The 23,167-nt window shown below is 60.7% G+C and carries 18 protein-coding genes and 1 pseudogene; 7 read left to right on the top strand and 12 right to left on the bottom strand.

Annotation, left to right across the window (positions count from 1 at the left end; all coding sequences use genetic code 11):
- Positions 1-232 precede the first annotated feature (232 nt).
- The 6 genes and pseudogenes from FW800_RS18375 to FW800_RS18350 all read right to left on the bottom strand — a co-directional run.
- A pseudogene (locus FW800_RS18375) lies at positions 233-441 on the bottom strand (SDR family NAD(P)-dependent oxidoreductase); the annotation flags it as partial.
- Positions 442-470: 29 nt separating this feature from the next.
- On the bottom strand, positions 471-1,298 hold the full coding sequence (locus tag FW800_RS18370) for a DMT family transporter (RefSeq protein WP_078820991.1): 828 nt from the start codon (positions 1,296-1,298) through the stop codon (positions 471-473).
- Positions 1,299-1,373: 75 nt separating this feature from the next.
- Positions 1,374-2,279, bottom strand: coding sequence for a transcriptional regulator GcvA (gene gcvA, locus FW800_RS18365; protein ID WP_078820990.1), 906 nt, complete (start codon positions 2,277-2,279; stop codon positions 1,374-1,376).
- Between the two features lie 61 nt (positions 2,280-2,340).
- Complete coding sequence (locus FW800_RS18360; protein ID WP_446438217.1) at positions 2,341-4,296, bottom strand: FUSC family protein; 1,956 nt, start codon at positions 4,294-4,296, stop codon at positions 2,341-2,343.
- Positions 4,296-5,204, bottom strand: a complete 909-nt coding sequence (locus tag FW800_RS18355) for an efflux RND transporter periplasmic adaptor subunit (RefSeq protein ID WP_446438186.1) — start codon at positions 5,202-5,204, stop codon at positions 4,296-4,298. Before FW800_RS18355 ends, FW800_RS18360 begins: the two co-directional genes overlap by 1 nt.
- Positions 5,205-5,216: 12 nt before the next feature.
- A complete protein-coding gene (locus tag FW800_RS18350; RefSeq protein ID WP_032876622.1) occupies positions 5,217-5,405 on the bottom strand; it encodes a DUF1656 domain-containing protein in 189 nt (62 codons plus the stop codon).
- Between the two features lie 147 nt (positions 5,406-5,552).
- On the opposite strand from FW800_RS18350, the gene FW800_RS18345 reads away from it, so the two are divergent.
- A complete protein-coding gene (locus FW800_RS18345) occupies positions 5,553-6,341 on the top strand; it encodes an AraC family transcriptional regulator (protein ID WP_446438185.1) in 789 nt (262 codons plus the stop codon).
- On the opposite strand, the gene FW800_RS18340 is transcribed toward FW800_RS18345, so the two are convergent.
- Positions 6,338-6,700: a response regulator gene (locus tag FW800_RS18340; RefSeq protein ID WP_148854128.1), complete on the bottom strand. Its 363-nt coding sequence runs from the start codon at positions 6,698-6,700 to the stop codon at positions 6,338-6,340. The genes FW800_RS18345 and FW800_RS18340 overlap by 4 nt on opposite strands.
- The gene (locus tag FW800_RS18335; protein WP_446438184.1) at positions 6,697-8,880 is read right to left on the bottom strand and encodes a PAS domain-containing sensor histidine kinase; all 2,184 of its coding nucleotides are present in this window, start codon (positions 8,878-8,880) and stop codon (positions 6,697-6,699) included. Before FW800_RS18335 ends, FW800_RS18340 begins: the two co-directional genes overlap by 4 nt.
- 229 nt (positions 8,881-9,109) lie before the next feature.
- On the opposite strand from FW800_RS18335, the gene FW800_RS18330 reads away from it, so the two are divergent.
- Positions 9,110-10,132: an alpha/beta hydrolase gene (locus FW800_RS18330; protein WP_446438183.1), complete on the top strand. Its 1,023-nt coding sequence runs from the start codon at positions 9,110-9,112 to the stop codon at positions 10,130-10,132.
- On the opposite strand, the gene FW800_RS18325 is transcribed toward FW800_RS18330, so the two are convergent.
- The gene (locus FW800_RS18325) at positions 10,116-11,216 is read right to left on the bottom strand and encodes a polyamine ABC transporter substrate-binding protein (RefSeq protein WP_446438182.1); all 1,101 of its coding nucleotides are present in this window, start codon (positions 11,214-11,216) and stop codon (positions 10,116-10,118) included. The genes FW800_RS18330 and FW800_RS18325 overlap by 17 nt on opposite strands.
- Before the next feature lie 63 nt (positions 11,217-11,279).
- Complete coding sequence (locus FW800_RS18320; RefSeq protein ID WP_446438181.1) at positions 11,280-12,095, bottom strand: carbon-nitrogen hydrolase family protein; 816 nt, start codon at positions 12,093-12,095, stop codon at positions 11,280-11,282.
- A gap of 103 nt (positions 12,096-12,198) precedes the next feature.
- Between FW800_RS18320 and FW800_RS18315 the strand changes: the two genes are divergently transcribed.
- Entirely contained in the window at positions 12,199-12,999 is an 801-nt protein-coding gene (locus FW800_RS18315; RefSeq protein WP_446438180.1) for a response regulator transcription factor, read from the top strand.
- On the opposite strand, the gene FW800_RS18310 is transcribed toward FW800_RS18315, so the two are convergent.
- A complete protein-coding gene (locus FW800_RS18310; protein ID WP_446438179.1) occupies positions 12,984-14,099 on the bottom strand; it encodes a DmpA family aminopeptidase in 1,116 nt (371 codons plus the stop codon). The two genes, FW800_RS18315 and FW800_RS18310, sit on opposite strands and share 16 nt — an antisense overlap.
- Before the next feature lie 264 nt (positions 14,100-14,363).
- Here FW800_RS18310 and FW800_RS18305 point away from each other — a divergent pair, with 264 nt between their 5' ends.
- The 4 genes from FW800_RS18305 (at position 14,364) to FW800_RS18290 (ending at position 21,350) form a co-directional block, all read left to right on the top strand.
- Positions 14,364-15,581, top strand: coding sequence for an MFS transporter (locus FW800_RS18305; protein WP_446438178.1), 1,218 nt, complete (start codon positions 14,364-14,366; stop codon positions 15,579-15,581).
- A gap of 62 nt (positions 15,582-15,643) precedes the next feature.
- Entirely contained in the window at positions 15,644-16,759 is a 1,116-nt protein-coding gene (locus FW800_RS18300) for an efflux RND transporter periplasmic adaptor subunit (protein WP_446438177.1), read from the top strand.
- Positions 16,760-16,777: 18 nt separating this feature from the next.
- Entirely contained in the window at positions 16,778-19,879 is a 3,102-nt protein-coding gene (locus FW800_RS18295; protein WP_446438176.1) for a MexW/MexI family multidrug efflux RND transporter permease subunit, read from the top strand.
- A gap of 10 nt (positions 19,880-19,889) precedes the next feature.
- On the top strand, positions 19,890-21,350 hold the full coding sequence (locus FW800_RS18290; protein ID WP_103735332.1) for an efflux transporter outer membrane subunit: 1,461 nt from the start codon (positions 19,890-19,892) through the stop codon (positions 21,348-21,350).
- Between the two features lie 256 nt (positions 21,351-21,606).
- Here FW800_RS18290 and FW800_RS18285 read toward each other — a convergent pair whose 3' ends face one another.
- A complete protein-coding gene (locus tag FW800_RS18285) occupies positions 21,607-23,082 on the bottom strand; it encodes an aldehyde dehydrogenase family protein (protein ID WP_103735333.1) in 1,476 nt (491 codons plus the stop codon).
- Positions 23,083-23,167: the final 85 nt, after the last annotated feature.

Genomic DNA, 23,167 nt, shown 5'->3' with positions numbered 1-23,167 from the left:
ATAGCACCCACAGAAATTTCCTACACCAACAGCCTCGCCTCGGCTTGAACCAGACCATACGGCTCACGCCCCACCCTGCTGAAAACTCAACAGCGCCTGCTCAAGATCATCTATCGCGCCTTCAACCTCTGCCACACTCGCCTCAAGTGAAACAACCGATGCTTCAGGGCCAGTGCAAGCAACCTCCAGGGCCCGGCACCGTTCTACCAGTGCTCACCTTTAACCACATGGGCATCGGGCCGATGGCGTTGACCGCGAAGATGCGCTGCATGCGCTCCAGGCTCAGGTCCTCCAGACGCGACTGAGTCGTCAGCACGCCGGTATTATTGACCAGTACGTCGAGGCGCCCGAACCTGCGGTCGATGGCCGGGCGGTCGCGGCACCCACTCCGCGACTGCCACCGGTGATCAGGATCAGCGGTGCCTGCGAGACGTCAACCATTGAAAATACCTCCTTGGATGATGGCTGTATCAGCCGATGATGAGGGTGCCGCCGGCGATCACCACGCACGCCAGGACCCTGCGCGCGGTAAGGGTTTCGCCAAGAAAAAAGTAGCCAATCAACATCGCGAACAACACGCTGGTTTCGCGCAATGCCGATACCGCGCCCAACGGCGCTTCGTTCATCGCGTAGATCACGATTGCATAGGCCAGCAAAGACACCAGCCCGCCGACCACTGCGGCCAAGGTACCGGGGCGCAGGCTTAATAAACTGCGGGCATCGCGCAGGCCGATGTACACCGCTGGCATCATCACGCCCCACAACGCGCACATCCATACGGTATAGGCCAGCGGCGCGCCGGAGAGCCTGGCGCCGATACCGTCGACAACGCTGTAGGCCGCGATGAAACAGCCCGTTCCCAGCGCATAAGGCAGGCTGGGAACCGACAACCGACGCCCGCTGAAAGCCAGGGAAATAATCGCCCCTGACACCAGTGCAATCCCCAGCAACTCGACGGGCGCAATGCGTTCCCCGGCAAATACCGCAGCCCCCAGGGTGATCAGCGCCGGCGACGAGCCCCGGGAAATCGGATAGATCTGCCCCAGGTCGCCCACCCGGTAGCTGCGCACCAGGAACAGGTTGTAACCGACATGCAGCAACGCCGAAAGCACCCCATAGCCCCAGCTCTCAATCGCCGGCGTCACCATGAACGTAGCGGCGATGAGACTGGTGAAGGCAATGGCCATGCACATGACAGTCATCGACCATAGCCGGTCGGCACCACCACGCAATAGCGCGTTCCAGCTGGCATGAAGCAGGGCGGCGAACAGCACCAGGAAGATGATATGAGTAGACATGCGCCATCTTAGGCAAGCCAAGCCCTTGGCTTACAGCGAAGTCTGCTCATCACAGCATGAACAGATACTCATACCTCATTGATCCACCCGTTGCACTTTCAGCGCCTCGCTCATCAGCCATTGACGAAAGCTGAAGATATGCGGCTGGGTTTCGATGCCCTTGGGGCACACAAAATAGTAGGCAAGCGGTGACGGGAACGGCACATCGAACAGGCGCACCAGGCGACCGTCACTTATTTCCTGCTCCACATGCCCGCTGCGCACCAACGCGATGCCATGGCCGAGCAGGGCCGCCTCGACGGTCATGTTGGTGTCGCCAAACCTGACGCTTTCCCTGAGCGGCGTAAAGGCCAGCCCCACGGCTTGAAACCAGACCTCCCATTTCGGTGCCAGCTCGGCGCCATCGCGGGCCAGCAGCGGGAAGTCCAATAAATGGGCGGGGCTGCCCGGGGTGCCAAGGCGCCGCAACAGTTCGGGGCTGGCCACCGGAAACACCTGCTCGCCGAACAAAAACTCCGAATACAGGCCCGGGTAATTCCCCTTGCCCAGCCGGACCGCGACATCCGCTTGGGCGTCGGAAAAGTGGATGACGTCGTCCGTGGTGTCCAGCGCGACCAGCAGCTCGGGGTGCTGGCGAGCGAGGTTCGGCAAGCGTGGCAGCAGCCATTTCAAGGCAAAGGAATAGGTGGTGCTGACCTTGAGCCGTACCCTGCCCTTTTGCTCGCGCAGGTCGGCCAGGGTCGCCTCCAGGCTCATGAAGAATTCGCGCACGATGGGCGCCAGCGTAGCCCCCGCCGGGGTCAGGCGTAACGACTGGCCACGCTCGAACAACGCCAGGCCCCACAGCGCCTCCAGATGCTTGAGCTGGTGGCTGACTGCGCTCTGGGTCACATGCAACTCCTGGGCGGCCGCGGTAAAGGTCGGGTGGCGAGTGGCGGCTTCGAAGGCGCGCAAGGTCGCGGTGGGCGGCAGATCTCTCATAAATTAGGTATCCGGCGAGTTAGCAGTAAGCGCTGAGCATGAGCATTGACTCATGTTAGCCCTAAAGCACCAGGTTCGCGTATTGCTCCAGCAACCGCGCCAGGTTCTGATAACCGCTCGCCAGATGAGGCGCACCAAGCCTGCTCAACGACCGGGATGTGCGCCGCGCCTGTGCGGCGCCGATCGCGGGATGATGGGCATATCGTGCAACCCGCCGCGCACCGCTTTGCACGCATCGGGCCACGGGAGATGCCGGATCAATACCGCTGGCTTTGCGCTGTAGCCGATTCAATTGCTTGCTCAGTTGCAGCGACAAGTAGCCCGCCGGGTCAGCGTGCGGGTGATCAGCGCCAAGCAAACTCTTCAACGTAACTAACCGGTGTTGTTGCTCCGCTTGCCATTGAGCATGATCGATTGTATTTGCCTGGCGTAGCAGCAGGCGTGTGTGCCGGTGCAGCGCACGTGTCAATGCGCGTACCTGCCTGGCTGGATCTTTGGGCAGGATCTGAAACGCCAGGAGGCACACAATCATCGCTACGATCCAGGCCAGCGCCTGGTTGGCGAAACCGACGAAATCGTAGGTGGCGGTCATGCCGGTGCTGACCAAGGTGTTGAAGCCGATCAGGTAGGCAACCCCTTGCAGGGCATGGCGCGGCTGGCTCGTGGCATGGATGCCGAACGACCAGAAGCCTGCCATGACCAGCAACAACAGAGGGAAGCCGTTGATCTGTGGCATCAACAGGAATTTGCACAGCGCCGCCGCCACAATCGCGTAGAGCGTGCCGCGGATAAAGCCGTTGATACCTTGGGCTGGCGCGGCAGCCGTCGCCACCAGGGTGCAGTACGGCCCCAGCACCGCCAGTAATGTGGGCCCTTGATCCCAGCCGCTGAAATACCAGATCGCACCCGCACTCAGTATGGCGAGCAGTGCCCGGATGCCGTTTCGCGCCGCATCCGCGTAATGGCGGTGATACCCCACGGCGCGTACCGGTGCGCGGCGAGCCTGGTCGAGGCTGGCGAAGTTCAACAGGGCCTCGCCCAGGTCCGCCAGTTGGTCGTCCAAGCGTTCGCTGCGCCACCGCAGGTGTGGGCTTGAATCGGCGCAATCATCCACCCAGCGACGCAGTTGCTCCAGCGTAGCGGCCGCGGCGCGAAAGTCGCAGCGCGCCTGCGCCAGGCATTCACTCAGTTGCTGCAAGCCTGTGCTTATGCGGGCGCGCAACGCGGGGTCGATTGCGGGGTGCGAGTCGTCCGGGTGCACGTCGAGCACAGCCGACTGCAGATGCGCCAGGCCGGCCTGAATCGCCAGCTGCCGCGAGCGGATCAGCGACGATTCGCCACGGCCGAGCCCAAGCTGGTCGTCCACCTTGCTGATATCGATCGCGAGCTGGTGCCGTTGCGTCGCCAGCTGCGCAGGCTCTTCACCCACAAGGCTTGCCGCGAGCAGCCGGGCGCTGCGCGCACAGGCGTCGATCAGCGAGCTTCGAACTTTATGCGCCATGGTCTTGGCGCTGAACAGCGTCGCTACCAGGCTCAAGCTGAGCACGCCGAGCGCTACCGCCGTGCCACGGATGATGATGTGGTCGAAGCCCTGTTCCGGGGCGACGATGGCAGGGCCCAGCGCCAAACACACCGTATAGCCCGCCACCACTGCCGCGGTGGCCTGGTAATGACGCAAAACCGTCATTGCACCGACGCACAGGCCCAGCCATATACCGACGCCCAGTATGAACAACAGCATCTGCTGCGCGAACAGCCCCATCAGCACAAAGGCTGCGACCATGCCGACCAGGGTGCCCAGCATCCGGTACACACCCTTGCCTCGCACTGCCCCTTGGATGGGCTGCACCAGCAACAACACCGTGGACGCACCCGAGAATGGCGAATCCAGATGCAGTTGGAAACCAAGCCAGAGTGCCAGGCTTGCCGCCAGGATACTGCGCAGCACGTAGGCAAGCGTGGCGGACGTCCAGGGCCGAGGGATCGCCGCGAAAAAGCGTGTCGCCAGGCCAGTCATCACATGAACGCCTGCAGCCATTGGGTGAGTCGCCAGCGCGCTGCGGCGCCCGGCTGCGTCACTTCGACACTGGCGGTCATGCCCGCCGCCAACTCTACCCCGTCCGGCACCTTGTCCAACTCGATGCGCACGGGCACTCGCTGGGCCAGACGAATCCAACTGAAGGTCGGGCTCACCTGGGGCAAGCCGCTGTCGTTGCGCAACTCATTGGTGTCGGCAATGCCTCTGCCCAGGCTTGCCACGTGGCCTTCCAGCAGCGGGTCAAAGCCCATCAGCTTGATCGACACCGGTGCGCCGATGAGTACACCCGGCAGCTTGGTCTCTTCAAAATAGCCCGTGATCCAGAAACTATGAGCGTCGACCACGAACAGGTTGGTAGCACCCGCCTGCGCATAGTCACCGGGCTGCAACCGCAGTTGCGTGACGTAGCCGTCCACTGGCGAACGCACAGTCGTGCGGTCAAGGTCGAGCTGGGCCTGGGCCAACTGGCTGCGTGCCGCGTCCAAACGTGCTTGGGCCACGGCCAAGTCACGCGCCGCGTTGTCGATCTCTTCCCGGGCGATGGCGCCGCCCAGTTGCGCGCGCCGCTTGAACTGCGCACTGCGCTGCTCGAACACACTCCGCGCTTCTGCGAATTGCGCGGCGCGCTGCTGCTGGGTCAATCGATAAGCACGCGTATCGATGCGATAGAGCAAAGCACCCTTTGCCACCCATTGGTTGTCACTGACCCATAACTGATCGATTTGGCCGGACACCTCGGGCGCAATGCGGATCACCTGTGCACTCACCCGCCCATCCCGCGTCCAGGGCGCCAGCACGTATGCCCGCCAGAGTTGCAGGAAAAACACCAGGGCCAGCACGCCAAGCCCCACGGTGGCGGCAGTTTTAAGCAGTTTGACGATAGACATGCGCGGCCTCGCTCAGCAATGGACGACCATCGTCGACACGACGATGAGCGAGACGAAAAAACGCGCCAGCGCCGGGTGCCACGCTCGGTCCAGCCAACGACCGGCCAGGCGTTCGATCAGCCGGTAGGCCAGGAGGGACGCACCCAGGTAGATCAACAAGGGCGGAAAGTAGAGGTTGGCAATCGAGATTTCGCTAAGCATGGCAAGCACCGGGATTCGGAAAGTTCTAGCAGTCGCCCGCCCAAGGAAGGAAAGGCTTGTAGGTGATGCTAGGGAATTACTGCCACTGCCGATATTGAGTACACTGCCAAAATATAATCAAATCCGGACAACCTTGGATGACCTTGCATGGCCGAAATCCACGTCGATCAGTTTGAGTACGACACCCTTTCCCAGCCCGCCGTAGCGCTGATGCTGGAACCCCAGCGCAACGACAGCGAGTCTGCCGTACACAAGCACCGCAAGGGGCAACTGGTGGTGGCGTGTTGCGGTGGCATTGTGTGTACGGTGGAAGATGGCGTGTGGATGGTGCCGTCAGGGTTCGGCGTGTGGATCCCGGGGGGCGTCGCCCATAGCAACCGCGTGACAGCCAACGGGCAGGTGTGTTTTCTGTTCGTGGAGCCCGGCGCTGCATCGCTGCCGGATCGCTGCTGTACCTTGGCGCTGTCGCCATTGATCCTTGAGCTGATCCTGCACCTGAGCGGCCAGGCTCAGGATTACCCGGCCGATTCACGCACTGCTCGATTGGCCCACGTACTGCTCGAAGCGCTTGAACTGGCCCCCACCGAACAACTCTACCTGCCTCTACCCGCCTCAAACCCGTTGCGTACCATCGCCCGAGCCCTGGCGCAAGATCCCGCCAACCGCGCCACCATGGCGAACTGGGCACGCCACGTGGCCATGAGTGAACGCTCGCTGGCCCGCCTGGTAAAAGCCGAAACCGGCCTGACCTTCGGACAATGGCGCAAGCAATGGCAGATCATCGTCGCCCTGCAAAGCCTGGCCGAAGGGCAATCAGTGCAGAGAACCGCTGAAGCGCTCGGCTACGAGTCAGTCAGCTCGTTCATCACGATGTTTCGTAAAACCCTGGGCACCTCACCGGCCCGCTACCTGCGCAACACCGTGGGTCTTACCTAAGACTCCAGCGTCAGCGCAATTTTCAACCGAAGATCCTTTTCCGCAAATGGCTTATGCAACACCGGACAGCCCCTGAACTCTTCCGGCAGGCCGCTGCCGCCGTAGCCCGTACTGAACAAAAACGGAATGTGGCGTGCGCGCAGAATCCGCGCCACTGGGAAGACGTATTCTCCAGCCAGGTTCACGTCGAGGATCGCCAAGTCGACATCCACCACCCCTGCCACGTGCATCGCCTTGGCGAGTTGGGCCACGGAGGCGACTACGGTGCACTCCAGCTCTTCGAGCATTTCCTCGATCAACATGGCGATGGTGCCCTCGTCTTCAACCAGGAGCACTCTGGTGCCTGGGAACGTGGTCATGTCTGGTTCTCAGCGAGCATAAACGAGAAGCGGCAGTGAACGCCCTCACGGGCGAAGTCGAGTTCGAACGAACCGCCTAGATCACGCTCGATACAGCGCTTCATCAACCGCGAACCCAAGCCTTCGCGCTCCGGCGTGGATACCGAAGGCCCGCCTTGTTCGCGCCAGTCCACGGTGAGCAGCGCGCCGCTGGGCTGGGGTCGCACGCTCCAGCTCACCGAGAGTGTCCCGGTGTCGGTGGACATCGCTCCGTATTTGAGGGCGTTGATCGCCAGTTCGTTGAGCGTCATGGTCAGGTTCAGGGCGACGCGGGTGTCGACCTCAATGGCATCACCGGCGATCACCACGCGGCCGGGGTCATGGCCAAACACCGGCACCAACACTTCCTGGGCCAGCACTTCCAGCGGCGTAAGGCCCCAATGCCGCTTCGTCAGCAGGTCGTGGGCACGCGACAAGGCGAGCAGCCGGGCTTCGAACCGGGTGTAGCCGTCCCTGGCATCCTGCGCGTTACGCGCGGTCTGGGACGCCAGGGACTGGACCGTGGCCAGGGTGTTCTTGACCCGATGATTGAGTTCATCGATCAAGTTCTTTTGTCGGTCTTCGGCCTGCTTTCGCTCGGTGATATCCACAAGCATGTTGATCGCGCCGATCAGATTGCCATCGGCATCGTGCAGCGGGGTCGGATACGGCGTGAAAGACACGCGGGTGCCATCCGGACGCTCGGCGACGGCCTCGACGCCGCGTATGGCGCGGTTTTCCTTGAGTGCCACGGCCATCGGGCATTGGTCGTGAGGCAGAAAAGAGCCGTCAGTGTTGAATAGTTTCCAGGTGACACACCACAGGTCGCCCAGTTGCGGCGTGCGCCCCGACAACTCGACGGCCGCACGATTATAAAAAGTGATACGCCCTTCGGCGTCGGTGGTGTAGACCGCTGCCGGCAGCGCCTCGAGCAGATCGCGCATGTGCCGTTCGCTTTCACGCACCCGGTTTTCCATTTTTCGGGCCAGCGTGACGTCCTGAATGACTCGCACGCCATAGCGGAACCGGCCATCCGGCGCCCTGACCGACGAGCTATGAACATCCAGATAAAGCGCCTGGCCATCGAGCTTGAACGCGCGTTTGCGCAACACGTAGTTGTCCAGTTCACCCGCCACCTGCCGTGCGTATAACGCCGCGTCCTGCTCGACACTGTCTGGGTGGGTGTAGTCCAGGAAGGTCATCGCCAGCAATTGCTCACGAGGGCGCCCGAGCATGGTGCAAAGGGCATCGTTGACCCGCAGCAGGCGACCGTCCTCGCCAGCCTCGGCAATGCCGATGGTCGCCACCTCGTAGGTCGCCGCCAGCCGGTCATCGCTCTCCTGGCGCCCGGTTTCGGCGTCGTGCACGCGGGTCACGTCAATCGTGAAGCAACGTGTGTTGAAGAACTTGCCGTCTTCGAATCGCCCATTCGAGGTAATCGCTACGTGCCTGATGCTGCCGTCCTTGGCCCGCAGGCGCGCCGGGTAGCTGTTCAGGCAATCACCGCTGCCGAGTTTATGGAGGATGTCGCCGATGACCGGTTCATCCACATGAAATTCAGTGATATGACGGCCGATGTATTCGTCCGCGCAATAGCCCAGCAGCGATAACTCGGCTTTATTAGCGCGCAGGATAATGCCTTCGCCGCTGACAATATGCAGGCCCACGGCGCTGTTTTCGAAAAAGTCTTCGAGGTCGGAACTTTTGCGTCGCAGCTCTTCGGATATTGCGTGGTGCGCCGAGACGTCCTGAAAGCAATTGATCGCGCCCTGGATTCGTCCATGGCGATCGCTAAGCGTGCGGACATTCATGAGCGCTACGAAGCGCGATCCGTCAGGGCGCTCGATCAAGACTTCCTGATTACGCGCACACAGGCCAGCGTTGAGCGTGGAAGCCATCGGACATTCGTCGACCGCCAATGGCGCGCCGTCCGTCGTATAAAGTCGATATGAGCCGCAATAGCGGTCGCCATGCTTACCGAGGGCTGGTGTTCGTCCCCACAAACTAACCGCTTCGCTGTTGAACCTGACGAGCCACCCGTCGCGGTCACAGAGGTAAATTGCCCCCGGAATCACATCGAGCAAGTGAGTCCCCATCGCGACCAGGCTTTCGTATTCACTGGGTTCGCGTGTGGTTGTGGGGGGCTGGTCAACATTCAACATACTTGATCCTCAATGCACCTGTGTTGAAAAACGCGACTGCTATTGCCGCCTTTCGCTCTTCCCTGAGTGTATGTACCGAGAAAGCATTCCACCTTGGATAAATTTCATTCACACGCAAGACTTTGCCTCGGACGCTGGAAGCGCCGAATGGGAACGAAACATGAAGCCTACCGCTCAGTATAGTGTTGCCGCTTCGAGTTTATCAGCCGACGTAGCATGAGGAGAGACTGTGTCCACTTCCAAGCTGACCTCGCGTGTTCTCAATACCCCGCGCCATACGACGCACTATGTAGAGATGGGACCGGCCGATGGGCCATTGATGCTGTTCCTGCACGGTTGGCCGGAGCTCAGTCTGATCTGGCGCGCACAGATCCAAGCATTCGCGGCACAAGGCTGGCACTGCGTTGCACCCGACATGCGCGGTTATGGTCGTTCTTCTGCACCCGCGCCCACGCAGGCGTACACCCTTGAAAACATCGTGGCCGACATGGCAGAGCTTCACGACCATCTCGGTGGCAGGCCCGCCATTTGGGTAGGCCACGATTGGGGCAGCGTCGTGGCGGGTGAACTGGTCGCTCATGAGCCTCAGCGCAGTTGCGGTGTTGTATTGATTTCGGTCCCGTATTTCCCCACCACTAACGCGCTGCCAACGCTCGTCCCTCTGGTTGATCGCTCGATCTACCCAGCGGACACGTATCCGGACGGTCAATGGGATTATTACCGCTACTACAACACGCACTTTGCGTGCGCTATCGCTGACCTTGATGCGGATAAAGCCGCGTCGCTGGCGTCGATTTATCGCCGAGGCGACCCGGCGAATATCGGCAAGATTGCAGCGAATGCCAAAGTGACCCGCAAGGGCGGGCGGTTCGGCCAAGCGCACCGGGCCCCCCTCACCCAGCCAGACCTTGCGCTCTGGCCGCAGGCAGACTTCGCGCAATTGGTGCGCAGTTTCCAGGCGCATGGTTTCCGCGCTCCCTGCGCCTGGTATTTAAACGACGATGCCAACATTGAATATGCGCACCGGGCGTTAAATGGCGGCCTCTTGTCATTGCCCGTACTGTTTGTGAACGGCGACTACGATCAAATGAACACCATCAAAGGTAATCAGCTGGGCGATCCAATGCGGGCGGCCTGCGTAGATCTCACCGTGGCAAGCCTACCCGGCGGTCATTGGTTGCCGGTGGAATGCAAGGTAGAACTCGTTGAAGCCATAAGCACCTGGCTACGCAAGCTCAGGTCCCACTCTTGACCTTGCTCCAGACCCGCGTGCGCACGCGCTCCAGTTTCAACGGCAGCGGCTCCAGCGCAAACAGCGTATCCAGCACTGCCTTGGAAGGATAAACCCCCGGACTATCGCGCACCTTCTCATCAACCAGCGCTTTGGCGTCCTTGTTGGCATTGGCATAGCTGAGGTAGTTGGACGATGCGGCGATCACCGGCGGGCGCAGCATGTAATCGATGAACGCCAAGCCCTGCTGGGGATTCGGTGCATCGTTGAGCAGCACCAGGTTTTCCACCCAGATCGGCGCGCCTTCCTTGGGAATGCTGTACTGAATCCGGCGACCATTACCGGCTGCGTCGGCCGCTTTGCGAGCGTCCATCACGCCACCCGCCCAGCCGACGACGGCGCAGATATCACCGTTGGCCAGATCGGTGATAAAGCGCGAGGAGTCGAAGTAGCGGATGTGTGGGCGCAGTTTCAACAGCAGGGCCTGGGCCTTGAGGTAGTCTTCCGGGTTATGGCTGTTATAGGGCAACCCCAGATAGTGCAAGGCGATCGGGATGATTTCAGCGGGCGCATCCAGCATCGCCACGCCGCACTCGCCCAGCCTGGCGAGGTTTTCTTCTTTGAAAATCAGGTCCCAGGAATCTACCGGTGCGTTGTCACCCAGGAGCGCGTGGACTTTGGCGACGTCGTAGCCGATGCCGGTGGTGCCCCACAGATAAGGCACGGCAAAACGATTACCGGGGTCATTGCTGCTGACCTTTGCCAGGATATCCGGATCCAGATGTGACAGGTTGGTCAGTTCCGAGCGATCCAGTTCCTTGAGTACACCGGCCTTGATCAGGTTCGGCAACAGGTCGCCGGTAGCGACTACCACGTCATAGCCGCTACGCCCGGCCATGAGTTTGCTTTGCATGACCTCGCTGTTGTCGAACACATCGTAGGCCGACTGAATGCCGGTCTGCGCCTGGAAATCCTTCAGCGTGGTGGGCGCGATGAAGTCATACCAGTTATAGATATTGACCTTCGGCTCCGCCGCCTGGGCGCAAGCCATTGCGCCGCTGACAATGGCAGCCAGCCCCCATTGCATGCATCGAATAGCGATCATCACGAACTCCTGGGCCGGCACCTGCGCGCCAGCTGATTATTGTTATGGAGGGTACAAACGCAGTCAGCGAATCAGCAGTTCACGGCGGCCATCGGGGTGCTCCACAGCCTGGCCTTGCAGCAGCAACCGACGATCATTGAGGTAGTGATAGTCCCTGCGAGCCGCCTTGATTTGAGCAAGGTCCAGACTGATCACATGGCGTGATTCTTCGCGCCCGGCTTCGTACAGCACGCGACCAAACGGGTCAACCACCGTACTGCCGCCAGCAAACACCAGGCCTTCATCACCCTGCCCCGCGCGGTTGACCATCACGCTGAACAGCTGATTTTCCTGGGCCCTGGCCATGATCGCGGTGCGATGAACCGGGCCGTAGGGGTCCATGTTGCCGTTGGTGACAATGATCAATTCGGCACCCAATTGCGCCAGCGCCCGCGCCGTTTCCGGCAGCTCGATGTCGTAGCAGATCAGCAGGCCGACACGCACGCCGTTCCACAGCGTGGTGACAAAGCGATCGCCGGGTGTGATGTCTGCGCGTTCGGAAGGCCACAAATGAGTTTTGCGATACTGCAAGGCAATACCCTCGGGTGTGATCAATACCGAGGTGTTGTAATAGGCGCCCGCATCACGTTCGACCAAGCCAATCACAACCGACACATTGCGTTGGCGCACCGCCTGTTGCACGGCTCGCAGTGTCGGACCGTCCAGGGGTTCGGCGACCTTGGCCAGTTGTTCACCTCCGACGAAGCCCATCAAATGGGTTTCCGGGAATACCAGCAGGTCGGTGTCCGCGTTGCAGTTGGCGATGGCCTCCAAGGTGCGTCTCAGGTTATAAGCGGTATCACCGTCGCGGCCGGCTAACTGCAAGAGTTCGATGTTCATGGCAGGTCCTTGGGCAAAGTGGAAACCCGAATTTAGCCGGGCCTTCAAATGAGTATGGGGTGCAGCGCAATGGGAAAAAATCACTTCAATGGGGTACCCCGCAATGGGTAGTGGAACCAATCTGACCTTGCAGGACGTGGCCTGGCATGACGCGGTCGGGCGGCTGATCGAAAACCTCGACCAACCGCACTTCTGGGTATCCATGACGCGTTTGCTCGGGCGCTATGTGCCGGTGGACAGCTGGGTGGTACTGATCTTCAACCCTGGCAGGCCACTGGTACTGGCTGAGTCGCCTACGGAGGAAGGCGGCACCGACTCGCTGTTCCAGGACTACCTCAAGGGGCTTTACCTGCTCGATCCCTTTTACCTGGCTAATCGCGAATCACCGCGAAGTGGGCTGTTTCAACTGGACGACGTTGCCCCTGAGTGTTTTGAGCAGACCGATTATTACCAGCGCTACTTTCGCCTGAACGTGGTTGCCGATGAGATACATCTGAATGTGCAACTCGATCCCCAGCGCACCCTGAGCCTGTCGTTGGGCAGCCGTTGCCGCTTCAGCCAGGAGCAACTGGCACTGCTGCGATTGATCCAGCCCTGGGTGGCCGGCCTGATGCGTCAGCGTTGCGTGTTTGAACAGGCTTCGAACAGCGTACCGGCAGCTGAGCCGTCAACGGACTGGCAAGAGCGCCTGCTGTCGCCGACGCTGCAGATCAGCACGGCGTTGTCGACCCGTGAGGCCGAGGTGGCGCAAATGATGCTCAGTGGCTGCTCGAACAAAGAGATCGCCCGCAAGCTGGCGATCTCTGCCGAAACGGTCAAGGTGCACCGCAAGCACATGTACAACAAACTGGGGATCAAATCCCAGTCCGAACTGTTCCTGTTGTTCCTTCAGGCACAGGAGTGAACCGGGGCCGTCCAGCCCACTTTTGCCATCGCCGCCAGCAGTTGCTCAGGCTTGAGCGCCAGTGCTTGCCGGCCACGGCCCTGCAGGTCGTTGGCGGCCAACAAAGCATTAAGGATTGCCTCTTCGACGGCGTCCGCCGCGGCCACAAACAACGCGGAGATGTAGTCATTATTGACCATCTGCAAGGCCGTGGTCGGCGGGCCGGGTTGCCCGAGATTGGCAACCGGCAAGCCGGTATTGCCTACAGAGAACGCGATGAAGATGTCGCCGCTGTCGTCTTCGGTGCCGCCACCGACCCGCGCCAAACCGATACTCGCACGCTGTGCCAGGCGTGTGCATTGATGGGGCAGCAAGGGCGCGTCGGTGGCGATGGTGATCACGATAGACCCCATGCCAGGCACGCCGACATTAACCAGCCCGTCATAAGGTGAAGGCGTGTCCTGCAATACGCTGCCCACCGGGTAACCCGCCACGCGCAAGGCGCTGCGTACGCCGTAGTTGGCCTGCACCAATACGCCCACGGTCCAGCCGCCCTCTTCTACGCTCAGCACGCGAGACGACGTACCAATCCCACCTTTGAATTCATGGCAGATCATGCCGTTACCGCCGCCCACGCAGCCTTCCTGCACCGGGCTGCTGTGTGCATCCGCCAATGCGGCGTGCACATGCTCGGCAGTGACGTGCTGGTCCCAGATATCGCTCAAAATGCCATCGTAGGTTTCCAGTACCACCGGCATGCACCAATAGGTGTGTTGCTTACCCATCTCGCGCTCGGCGGCCACCAGTGCATCACGCACCACACCAACGCTATGGGTGTTGGTGTAGGCAATGGGCGTGGTCAGTAAACCGGCTTCGCGAATCCACTCCAGACCGGTGGCGTCACCGTTGCCGTTGAGTACGTGAACGCCAGCGAAACACGGGGCCAGATGGGCCGCGACCGGGCGCGGCTCGATGATGGTCACGCCGGTATGCGTTGAACCCTCCAAGCTTTCGGCATTGAGGGTGTGATGGCCGACGCGTACGCCAGGCACGTCGGTGATGGCGTTGAACGCCCCGGGTGTGCCCGTGCCAATGGTGATGCCCAGGTCTCGTAAGCGCATGTTTTTACTCTCGATAAGCCCGTGAAGAATTGGCTCAAGTCTAGGTAGTCGGCCAGCCGTTGACGATAACCCACAGTTGTTACCCCCGATGAGTTAGGTCGGCCCCGCTTTGGACGATGGCAAATGAAGCCTGGGGTTTCGGGCATGGTGCCAATCGCCCCGGCCCGTATCATTTGCCAATGGGCACAGCCCTCTAAACCGCATTCACATCCCGCTTGCAAACATTCACTCGGCAAAAGCCCTGAGCGCTGGGCTGGGAGACTCATGTCCGTCGATATCAATAAACACGGCTCAAAAGGCTTGATGTTTTTTCTCGCGCTGTCACTGACCGCAGCGCTCATGAACAGCAGCGCACCCACGCCGCTGTACCCTTTTTACCAAGAACACCTGCAGATCAACGCTGTGGACCTGACGTTTATATTCGGCGCCTACGGTGCCGGTGTTTTGCTGGCTTTGATGACCCTGGCGCGCATCGCCGGCCATGTCAAAGACCAGCGTTTTTTGCTGCTCCCAGCCATTGCACTGGTGCTGATCGGCGCCTGGTTGTGCGCCGAATGCGATTCGTTGTGGGCCCTATGTGCGGCCCGCGCCATCTCGGGGCTTGGCGCAGGGATCATGACCACCGCGGTGAACGTGACGCTGGTGCGGTTCGGTCCGCTCGACAACGGCAAGTTGGCGGCGACGCTGGCCACCTTGGCAATGATCCTGGGGTTGGCTTTCGGCCCAGTGCTCAGCGGCGTGGCACTGCAACTGAACCTGTACCCGGCCAGCCTGCCCTTCTGGTCGATCATGGCCCTGGTCGCTGTCGCCGCCCTCGGCGTACTGGCGCTCTGGCCCCGCCACGCCCTCCAGGCCCACACCGCCGCTCACACTGCACAAGCGTCGTTACGTGAAGGCCTGCGGGGTATTGGTCGGCCCTTCCACTTGTGCGCGTGGTCGGTGTTTTTCAGCTGGTCGTTCACGGCCTGCGTCTTCGTGATTGGCCCCGGCGCTGCCGAACAGCAACTGGGCTTGAGTGACCGTGGGATGTTTGGCTACAGCATGGCGGTGTACCTGTTGATCGCCGGGGCCAGCCAGCTGTATTGCAAACGCCTGGATGCAGCGCGTGCATTGCGTTCTGGATTGCTCGCCCAGTGTGCCGCCTTCCTGCTCCTGCTGACGGCCTTCTCGGTCCATTCGCTGACGCTCGCGGCGCTGGCCCTGGTAATCGGCGGCTACGCTTATGGCGCCATTTTTGTCGGCAGTGCGCGGCTGATCAATCAGCTGGCTCCCGCCAACTGCCACGCCAAGTTGGTGGCGTATTTCTATATGACCATCTACCTGTTCAACGCTGTGCCCATTCCACTTGGGCTGCTGGTGGACGCGATGGGGCTTGCCCCCAGCGTGCTCGCCGCCTTGGTCTTTTTTCTGGGGCTCGGTGCCGTGCTGGCGATTCTCGCTGCACGGGTCCGACTCCCTCATGCGCATCAACAGTCCAGTTGAGCGCTCGTCACCGTTGAGCCATCAGGGCTCTTAATTTTTTGCCTTACGTCAGTACCGGAATCATGCATAAAAAACTTAAAGTGTGCGTCACGATTGCTGCGGTGCTCGCCATTGGCGGCGCCGTCGGCTTGTACCGGCAGTCCACCTCTGCGCAACCTACCCAAACGACGGCCGGAACGGCTGCGCCGGCCATCCAGGTAGCCGTCGCCACCGCCACGCAAGCCGATATGCCTAACACGTTGGCGGGTATCGGTGAACTGGAAGCCACCCACCAAGTCATGGTCACCGCCGAAAGCGGTGGCCTGGTACGTGCCATTGCATTCCAACCCGGCGAGCGGGTGAAAGCCGGGCAAACTCTGGTGCGACTCAACGATGCGCCGGAGCAAGGCGAACTGGCCAGGCTTCAGGCCCAGGCCGCCAACGCCAAGGCCAAGTTGCAACGAACCCAACGCTTGCTGCCCCAACAGGCGGCGACGCAAGAGGAACTGGATCAGGTGCAGTCCGCCTACTCCCAGGCGCTGGCCGATATCGTGCGGATCAAGGCGCTGATCGATCAGAAACGCATCAAGGCCCCTTTCACCGGCGTGCTGGGTGTACGCAAGGTCAACCTGGGCCAGTTCGTGCAAGCCGGCGATGCCATGGTGTCGCTGACCGACGCACAGACGCTGTACGCCAACATCACCCTGCCCGAACGTGCCCTGGCACAGCTCAAAACGGGCCAGGCGATGAGCATCAGCGTAGACACGTACCCCCAGCGCTTGTTCAAGGGCCACGTCAGTACCCTCGAACCGCGTATCGACCCGGGCACCCGCACGGTGCTGGTCCAGGCCACGGTTCCGAATCCGGACAACCTGCTGTCACCCGGCATGTACGCCAATGGCGAAGTCCATCTGCCAGCCAAAAAAGACGTGATCAGCGTGCCTGAAACAGCCGTGAGCTACAGCGCCTACGGTGACTTTGTCTACGTCGTCGAGGGCGCTGATACCCAACTGACCAACACGGTACGCCAAGTCTACGTGAAGACCGGCGAACGCTCGGATGGCCGGGTCGTGCTGCTTGACGGCGTAAAGGCCGGTGATCGCGTGGTCACCTCCGGTCAGTTGCGCTTGAGCAGCGGCGCCCTGGTACGCATTGCGCTCAAGGACACCGTAGGGCTCGACCAAGCCGCAAGCCGCTGATACACCAAGGATCTGAAAATGAAATTCACCGACTTGTTCGTGCGGCGCCCGGTGTTGGCGCTGGTGGTCAGCACCCTGATTTTATTGATGGGGCTGCTGGCCATAAACAACCTGCCGATTCGTCAGTACCCCCTAACGGAAGCCTCCACGCTGACAATCACCACCCAGTACCCCGGTGCTTCGCCGCAACTGATGCAGGGCTTCGTCACCCAGGCCATCGCGCAATCGGTCGCCACCGTGGAAGACGTCGACTACATGAGCTCGACGTCGACCCAGGGCAAAAGCGTGATCACCGTGCGCATGAAGCTCAACGCCGACTCCAACAAGGCCATGACCCAGGTGATGGCCAAGGTCAATGAGGTCAAATACCGCTTGCCGGAGCAGGCTTACGATCCGGTGATTGTGAAGTCCTCCGGTGAGGCCACAGCCGTGGCCTATGTGGGTTTTTCCAGCCCGACCCTGTCCACCGCCGCACTCTCGGACTACTTGCAGCGCGTGGTGCAACCGCAACTGTCTTCCATCGAAGGGGTCGGCAGCATCAACCTCAGCGGCGGGCAGACAATGGCCATGCGTATCTGGCTGGATGCCAATCGCATGGCCGCCCATGGCATTTCCGGCAGCGATGTGGCCCAGGCCCTGTTGAATAACAACGTGCAGGCTGCGCCCGGCCAGGCCAAGGGTTTGTATGTGGTGTCGGATATCCAGATCAACACCGACCTGGTCGATGTCGCCGAGTTTCGACAGTTGGTGGTCAAGTCCAGCGCTGCCGGTGTGGTGCACCTGAATGATATCGCTACCGTGGAACTGGGCGCCGCGTCCACCGACACCAGCGCCACCATGGACGGAGTTCAAGCAGTGTTTTTCGGCCTGAATGCCGCGCCCAATGCCAACCCGCTGGTGATCGTCAAGAAGGTAAATGAATTGCTGCCGGGGATCCGCGCCAACCTGCCGCCGGACGTGAAAGTCGCTGTGCCGTTTGAGCTGGCACGTTTTATCAGCGCATCGATTGATGAAGTACTCGGTACGCTGGGCGAAGCCATTGCCATCGTGGTACTGGTGATTTTCTTAAGCCTCGGCTCGGCGCGGGCAGTGATCATCCCGGTGGTCACCATTCCCTTGTCGATGTTGGGTGCGGCCGCATTCATGTCGATGTTCGGGTTCAGCATTAACTTGCTGACCTTGCTGGCGATGGTATTGGCCATCGGCCTGGTGGTGGATGACGCGATCATTGTGGTGGAGAACGTTCACCGTCATATCGAAGAAGGCAAGTCTCCCACATATGCAGCCCTGCTGGGCGCACGTGAGGTGGCAGCGCCGGTGATTGCGATGACCCTGACGCTGGCGGCCGTGTATGCGCCCATAGGCCTCATGGGCGGGCTGACCGGCTCGCTGTTCAAGGAGTTCGCCTTCACCTTGGCCGGCTCGGTGGTGGTCTCAGGCATTATCGCGCTTACGCTGTCGCCGGTCATGAGCTCACTGCTGCTCAACAGCCAGATGAACGAAGGCTGGATGGCGCGCAAGGCCGAGAGATTCTTTCACCGTCTCGGCAGCGCGTATGGCCGGGTGCTGGATCTGTCGCTACACCACCGTTGGGTCACGTTTACGATTGCGGTCATCGTGCTGATCAGCGTGCCCTGGCTATACAGCCGTGCCCAGACCGAACTGGCGCCCACCGAGGACCAGTCGACGGTGCTGACGGCAATCAAGTCTCCACAAAACGCCAACATCGACTACGTCGAGAAGTTCGGCAAACAGTGGAACGAAGCCATGGTGACTTTGCCGGAGCAGAGCAACCTGTGGCTGGTCAACGGCAGCAACGGCGTATCCAACAGCATCGGCGGGGTCAACTTCGTCGATTGGGAAAAACGCGAGCGCAACGCCGACCAGATTCAGGGCGATATGCAGAACCGCGCCAACACCATCGAGGGCAGCAACGTCTTTGCCTTCCAGTTGCCTTCACTGCCGGGCTCGACCGGTGGCCTGCCGGTACAGATGGTGATCAAGAGCGCCGGTGACTACAGCGTGGTCTATGAGGCGATGGAAGGACTCAAGTACGCTGCACGTGAAAGCGGCTTGTTCATGGTGGTCGACAGCGACCTGGACTACAACAACTCGGTGATCAAGATCAAAGTCGACCGCACCAAGGCCAACAGCCTGGGCGTAACCATGAAGGACCTGGGTGACACCCTGGCGGTGCTGGTGGGCGAAAACTACGTCAACCGCTTCGCCATGGACGGTCGCTCCTATGATGTGATCCCGCAGAGCCTGCGTGGTGAACGGCTTACGCCCGAAGCACTGTCGCGCTTTTATGTGACCAGCGCCAGCGGTGGCCAAGTACCGCTGTCCAACCTGGTCAGCGTCTCGACCGGCGTCGAGCCCAATCAACTGACCCAGTTCGACCAGCTCAATTCCGCGATCTTCCAGGCGATCCCCAACCCGGGCGTGGCCATGGGCGACGCGGTGAAGTTCCTCGAGGCGCGAGCCAAACTGCTGCCGCCGGGTTTCACCTACGACTGGCTTTCGGATGCACGCCAATACCATCAGGAAAGCGGCGCGCTGGTCATGGCGTTCCTGTTCGCAATCATCGTGATCTACCTGGTACTCGCTGCGCAGTATGAAAGCCTGCGTGACCCGTTGATCATTCTGATCAGCGTGCCGATGTCGATATGCGGTGCATTGATTCCACTGGCCTTGGGCATGGCGACCATCAATATCTACACACAGATCGGCCTGGTGACCCTGATCGGCCTGATCAGCAAACACGGCATCCTGATGGTGGAGTTCGCCAATGAGATGCAGGTCAAGCAGGGCCTGGATCGTCGTGAGGCGATTCTGCACTCGGCGAAGATGCGCCTGCGGCCGATCCTGATGACCACGGCGGCGATGGTGGCGGGCTTGATTCCCCTGCTGTTCGCCTCCGGTGCCGGTGCCCATAGCCGTTATGACCTTGGCCTGGTGATCGTGGTGGGCATGTTGGTGGGTACGCTGTTCACTTTGCTGGTTTTGCCGACCATGTATTCGTTCATTGCCGTCGACCATCGTATCGCGGCCACCACACCCCGCGCCCGTGCGCTGGCCGCTGCCGATGCAGCCGACGCCGCCACGACCCAGACGGTGTAAGGAGACATATATGCACCCCTTTAATACCTTCGTGATTCGCCCGCTCGCGCTGCTGGTCTGCTCGGCCTGGATGACGGGCTGTACCGTCGGCCCGGACTACCGGGCCAGTAACGAGCCCGCAGTAGAGCTGACTCAAAGCCCCGATACCGCGCTGTATAGCAGCACCCGCGTGCAACAGGATTGGTGGCGACAATTCCAGGACCCACAACTGGATGCGCTGATCGATCAAGCGCTGGCGCGTAACCATGACCTGCGCATCGCCCAGGCCCGGCTGCTGGAGGCACGTGCGGTGCTGGATCAGCGTCAGTTGGACCAACTGCCAACGGTGACCGCCAGCGGGGCTTATTCCCGTAGCCTGTCCCAGGCCAACCCCGGCCCGAGCGGTGAGCGCAACCTGGCCAAGACCTATCAGGCCGGCTTGGATGCGCAGTGGGAGCTGGACCTGTTCGGCCGGCTGCAGCGCCTGTCGCAGGCGTCTTCGGCACGCGCTGAGGCCGTCGCGGCGGACCTTGCGCAAACCCGTATCGTAGTGACCGCCGACGTGGCGCGTCACTACTTTGAACTGCGCGGCGCGCAACGGCAGTTAGCGGTGGCCCAGGCCAACCTGAGTAATCAGGAAAAAACCGTGGCGCTGGTCCAGGGCCGCGTGGATGCCGGGCGCGGCACCGCCGACGAACTGGCCAGCGCCCTGGCCGAGCGCGCACGGGTGCAAGCCACACTGCCGAGTTTGGAAACCCGTCAAGCGCTCAGCCGTTATCGGCTCGCCGTACTCACGGGCTCGCGGCCCAATGAGCTGCAAGCGCTGACCGACCTGAAAGCGCTTCCGGCATTGGTCACGCGCTTGCCGATTGGCCAGGTCAGCGATTTGCTGCGCCAGCGTCCCGATGTCGCCAGCGCCGAACGCGCTTTGGCGGCCTCGAATGCGGACATTGGTGCCGTGACAGCCGAGCTTTACCCAAGGATTGACCTGGGCGGCTTCCTCGGCTTCGTGGCCTTGCGCGGTGGGGATTTGGGCGACAGCGGCAGCCGCGCGTTCAGCGTGATGCCCTCGGTCAGTTGGCCGGCGCTGCACCTGGCCAGTGTCAAGGCAAGGCAGCGCGAGGCGCAGGCGCGAGAGGTGGGCACCCGAGCGCGTTACGAGCAAGTGGTGCTGAATGCGATTGAGGAAACCGAGAGCGCGCTGACGACCTATAGCTTGTCGCAGCAACGGGTACGTAGCCTGGCTGAAGCAGCAGCGCAAAGTGAGCGTGCGGCTCGACTGGCACATGCGCGTTATGAAGCAGGTAGTGCGGCGTATCTGGTAGAGCTGGACGCGCAGCGTACGCAACTGAATGCTCAGGACGCGCTGACGCAGGCAGAGACCGCGTCGTATCTCAATGTGGTGCAACTCTATAAAGCGTTGGGTGGTGGCTGGCGTGCGCCGGAGCCGCTCAGTTCGTATGCGGTTACCGGACAAGGCCCTCGCGGGTAAGCCTAACTCCCAAGGTAATCGGCCACGCCCGTGGCCGATCCTGAGCCGGCCAGCACGGCATTGATGCGCAATGAATAGGTGCCTGGACGCAGCAAGGAACTGGAACATGGCTGCCGAGGCGGCGCCGAGTACATGCCAGTGCAGGTCGGACAAGTGAAGGGGTAGTTTGCGGCGAATTTAACCACGTACAATCGTTGAAATCATGAAGGGGCAAGTCATGCGCGCACCCTACGGCTGCGCGCAGATCCCCGTTGAATTACACGCCTGCAAACCAGGGCAGTGGTGCACGCGCCTGCATTGTGATCGTCTTTATCTGTGTATAAGCATTGAGCGTCTCCCGACAAAACTCACGCCCAATCCCACTGTTCTTATACCCTCCAAACGCAGTGCCATCGGTAATGTTCGAGTAACGATTGATCCACACCGAACCTGCCTCCAGCCGTGCTGCAGTCTCCATAGCGTGCTGCAAATTGCTGGTGTAGATCCCGGAGGCCAACCCATATTCAGTGTCATTGGCTTGGGCGATCATCGTTTCATAGTCGTCCCACACGATCAGCGATAGCACCGGGCCAAAAATCTCTTCCTGGCAGATGCTCATGTCGTTACGTGCAAGTAACAACGTTGGCTGAATGAAGTAGCCATTTTCACAACCTGGGACTGCAGCCCGGCCGCCACCTGCGAGCAACTCGGCGCCCTCTTCCAGGCCCATGGTGATGTAACTCAACACGCGCTCACCTTGTTGGGCGTTGACCACACAACTGACCCGTGAATCCTCTGCCAAGGGTGCTCCTACTCTCACACGCTTGAACGCGGCTATCAGCTTTTCCTGAAACGCCTCTGCGATCGAGGCATGCACAAACAAACGAGTGCCAGCCAGGCACGACTGCCCATTGTTATGAATGGCCGCAAAAGTGGCGTTGTCGACCACCGCATCGATGTCGTCGATGTCAGGGAATACGATATTGGCACTCTTGCCGCCCAGCTCCAGTGTTGAAGGCACGAGGCGCCGGGCTGCAACACCGGCTACTGTGCGGCCGACTTCGGTACTGCCGGTAAATGACAGTTTCCTGACCAGAGGATGCTCGCTCAATGCTGCACCGACTATCTCTCCCAACCCAGTGACCATGTTCACCACCCCGGCGGGAAAGATCTTGTTGATCAACTTGCCCAGTTCCAGCGTCGACACCGAAGCATTTTCATCAGGTTTGAGCACGACGGTATTGCCGGCTACCAGCGCGGGGGCGAGCTTGAACGCGGCCATGATCGCCGGCGCGTTCCAGGGAATGATCTGCCCGCAAACGCCAAGTGGTTCACGCTTGGCAATGGCATAACCGCCTTCAATTTCACGGCCGGTGTCTTCATGGGCCATGATCACCGAGGCGAAATAGCGGTAGTGCCGGACAGCAGTCAGGTAGTCCTTGCGTACTTCGCTGATGCAGCGCCCCACGTCATGGGCATCGATCATGGCCAGACGTTCGCTGTGCTCTTCGATCTCGTCCGCCAAGAGGTTCACCAGGCGTGCGCGCATCTGCTGACCCAGGGTACGCCAGGCTGGAAACGCTGCATGCGCGGCCTTCACAGCGCGATCAACATCTTTGGCGTCACAATAATGAATGTAAGCTAGGTGTCTGCCCGTGGCAGGGTCGACCGCAGCAAACGAGCGCGACTTATCCTCAGTTTCAAACACGCCATCGATCAGCGGGCCATAAGACTTATCGAAATTGATTTGCATGGAGAACCTCACATTTAAAGATGAAATCTGGATTAGCTCTGATATAAAATCGCGATTACTTTATTATTCGTCCAACCAGGTGATG

This window comes from Pseudomonas sp. 910_23 (genome assembly GCF_052850795.1).
The sequence above is the reverse complement of the archived record's forward strand: the minus strand, read 5'-3'. Positions and strand labels throughout refer to the sequence as shown.

Bases quoted from the DNA above. Each gene is read 5' to 3' on its own strand.
- FW800_RS18370 (WP_078820991.1), bottom strand. From the start codon at position 1,298: ATGTCTACTCATATCATCTTCCTGGTGCTGTTCGCCGCCCTGCTTCAT.
- FW800_RS18290 (WP_103735332.1), top strand. From the start codon at position 19,890: ATGCACCCCTTTAATACCTTCGTGATTCGCCCGCTCGCGCTGCTGGTC.
- FW800_RS18335 (WP_446438184.1), bottom strand. From the start codon at position 8,880: ATGTTGAATGTTGACCAGCCCCCCACAACCACACGCGAACCCAGTGAA.
- gcvA (WP_078820990.1), bottom strand. From the start codon at position 2,279: ATGAGAGATCTGCCGCCCACCGCGACCTTGCGCGCCTTCGAAGCCGCC.
- FW800_RS18300 (WP_446438177.1), top strand. From the start codon at position 15,644: ATGCATAAAAAACTTAAAGTGTGCGTCACGATTGCTGCGGTGCTCGCC.
- FW800_RS18295 (WP_446438176.1), top strand. From the start codon at position 16,778: ATGAAATTCACCGACTTGTTCGTGCGGCGCCCGGTGTTGGCGCTGGTG.
- FW800_RS18355 (WP_446438186.1), bottom strand. From the start codon at position 5,204: ATGTCTATCGTCAAACTGCTTAAAACTGCCGCCACCGTGGGGCTTGGC.
- FW800_RS18285 (WP_103735333.1), bottom strand. From the start codon at position 23,082: ATGCAAATCAATTTCGATAAGTCTTATGGCCCGCTGATCGATGGCGTG.
- FW800_RS18320 (WP_446438181.1), bottom strand. From the start codon at position 12,095: ATGAACATCGAACTCTTGCAGTTAGCCGGCCGCGACGGTGATACCGCT.
- FW800_RS18310 (WP_446438179.1), bottom strand. From the start codon at position 14,099: ATGCGCTTACGAGACCTGGGCATCACCATTGGCACGGGCACACCCGGG.
- FW800_RS18345 (WP_446438185.1), top strand. From the start codon at position 5,553: ATGGCCGAAATCCACGTCGATCAGTTTGAGTACGACACCCTTTCCCAG.
- FW800_RS18325 (WP_446438182.1), bottom strand. From the start codon at position 11,216: ATGATCGCTATTCGATGCATGCAATGGGGGCTGGCTGCCATTGTCAGC.
- FW800_RS18360 (WP_446438217.1), bottom strand. From the start codon at position 4,296: ATGACTGGCCTGGCGACACGCTTTTTCGCGGCGATCCCTCGGCCCTGG.
- FW800_RS18315 (WP_446438180.1), top strand. From the start codon at position 12,199: ATGGGTAGTGGAACCAATCTGACCTTGCAGGACGTGGCCTGGCATGAC.
- FW800_RS18305 (WP_446438178.1), top strand. From the start codon at position 14,364: ATGTCCGTCGATATCAATAAACACGGCTCAAAAGGCTTGATGTTTTTT.
- FW800_RS18340 (WP_148854128.1), bottom strand. From the start codon at position 6,700: ATGACCACGTTCCCAGGCACCAGAGTGCTCCTGGTTGAAGACGAGGGC.
- FW800_RS18350 (WP_032876622.1), bottom strand. From the start codon at position 5,405: ATGCTTAGCGAAATCTCGATTGCCAACCTCTACTTTCCGCCCTTGTTG.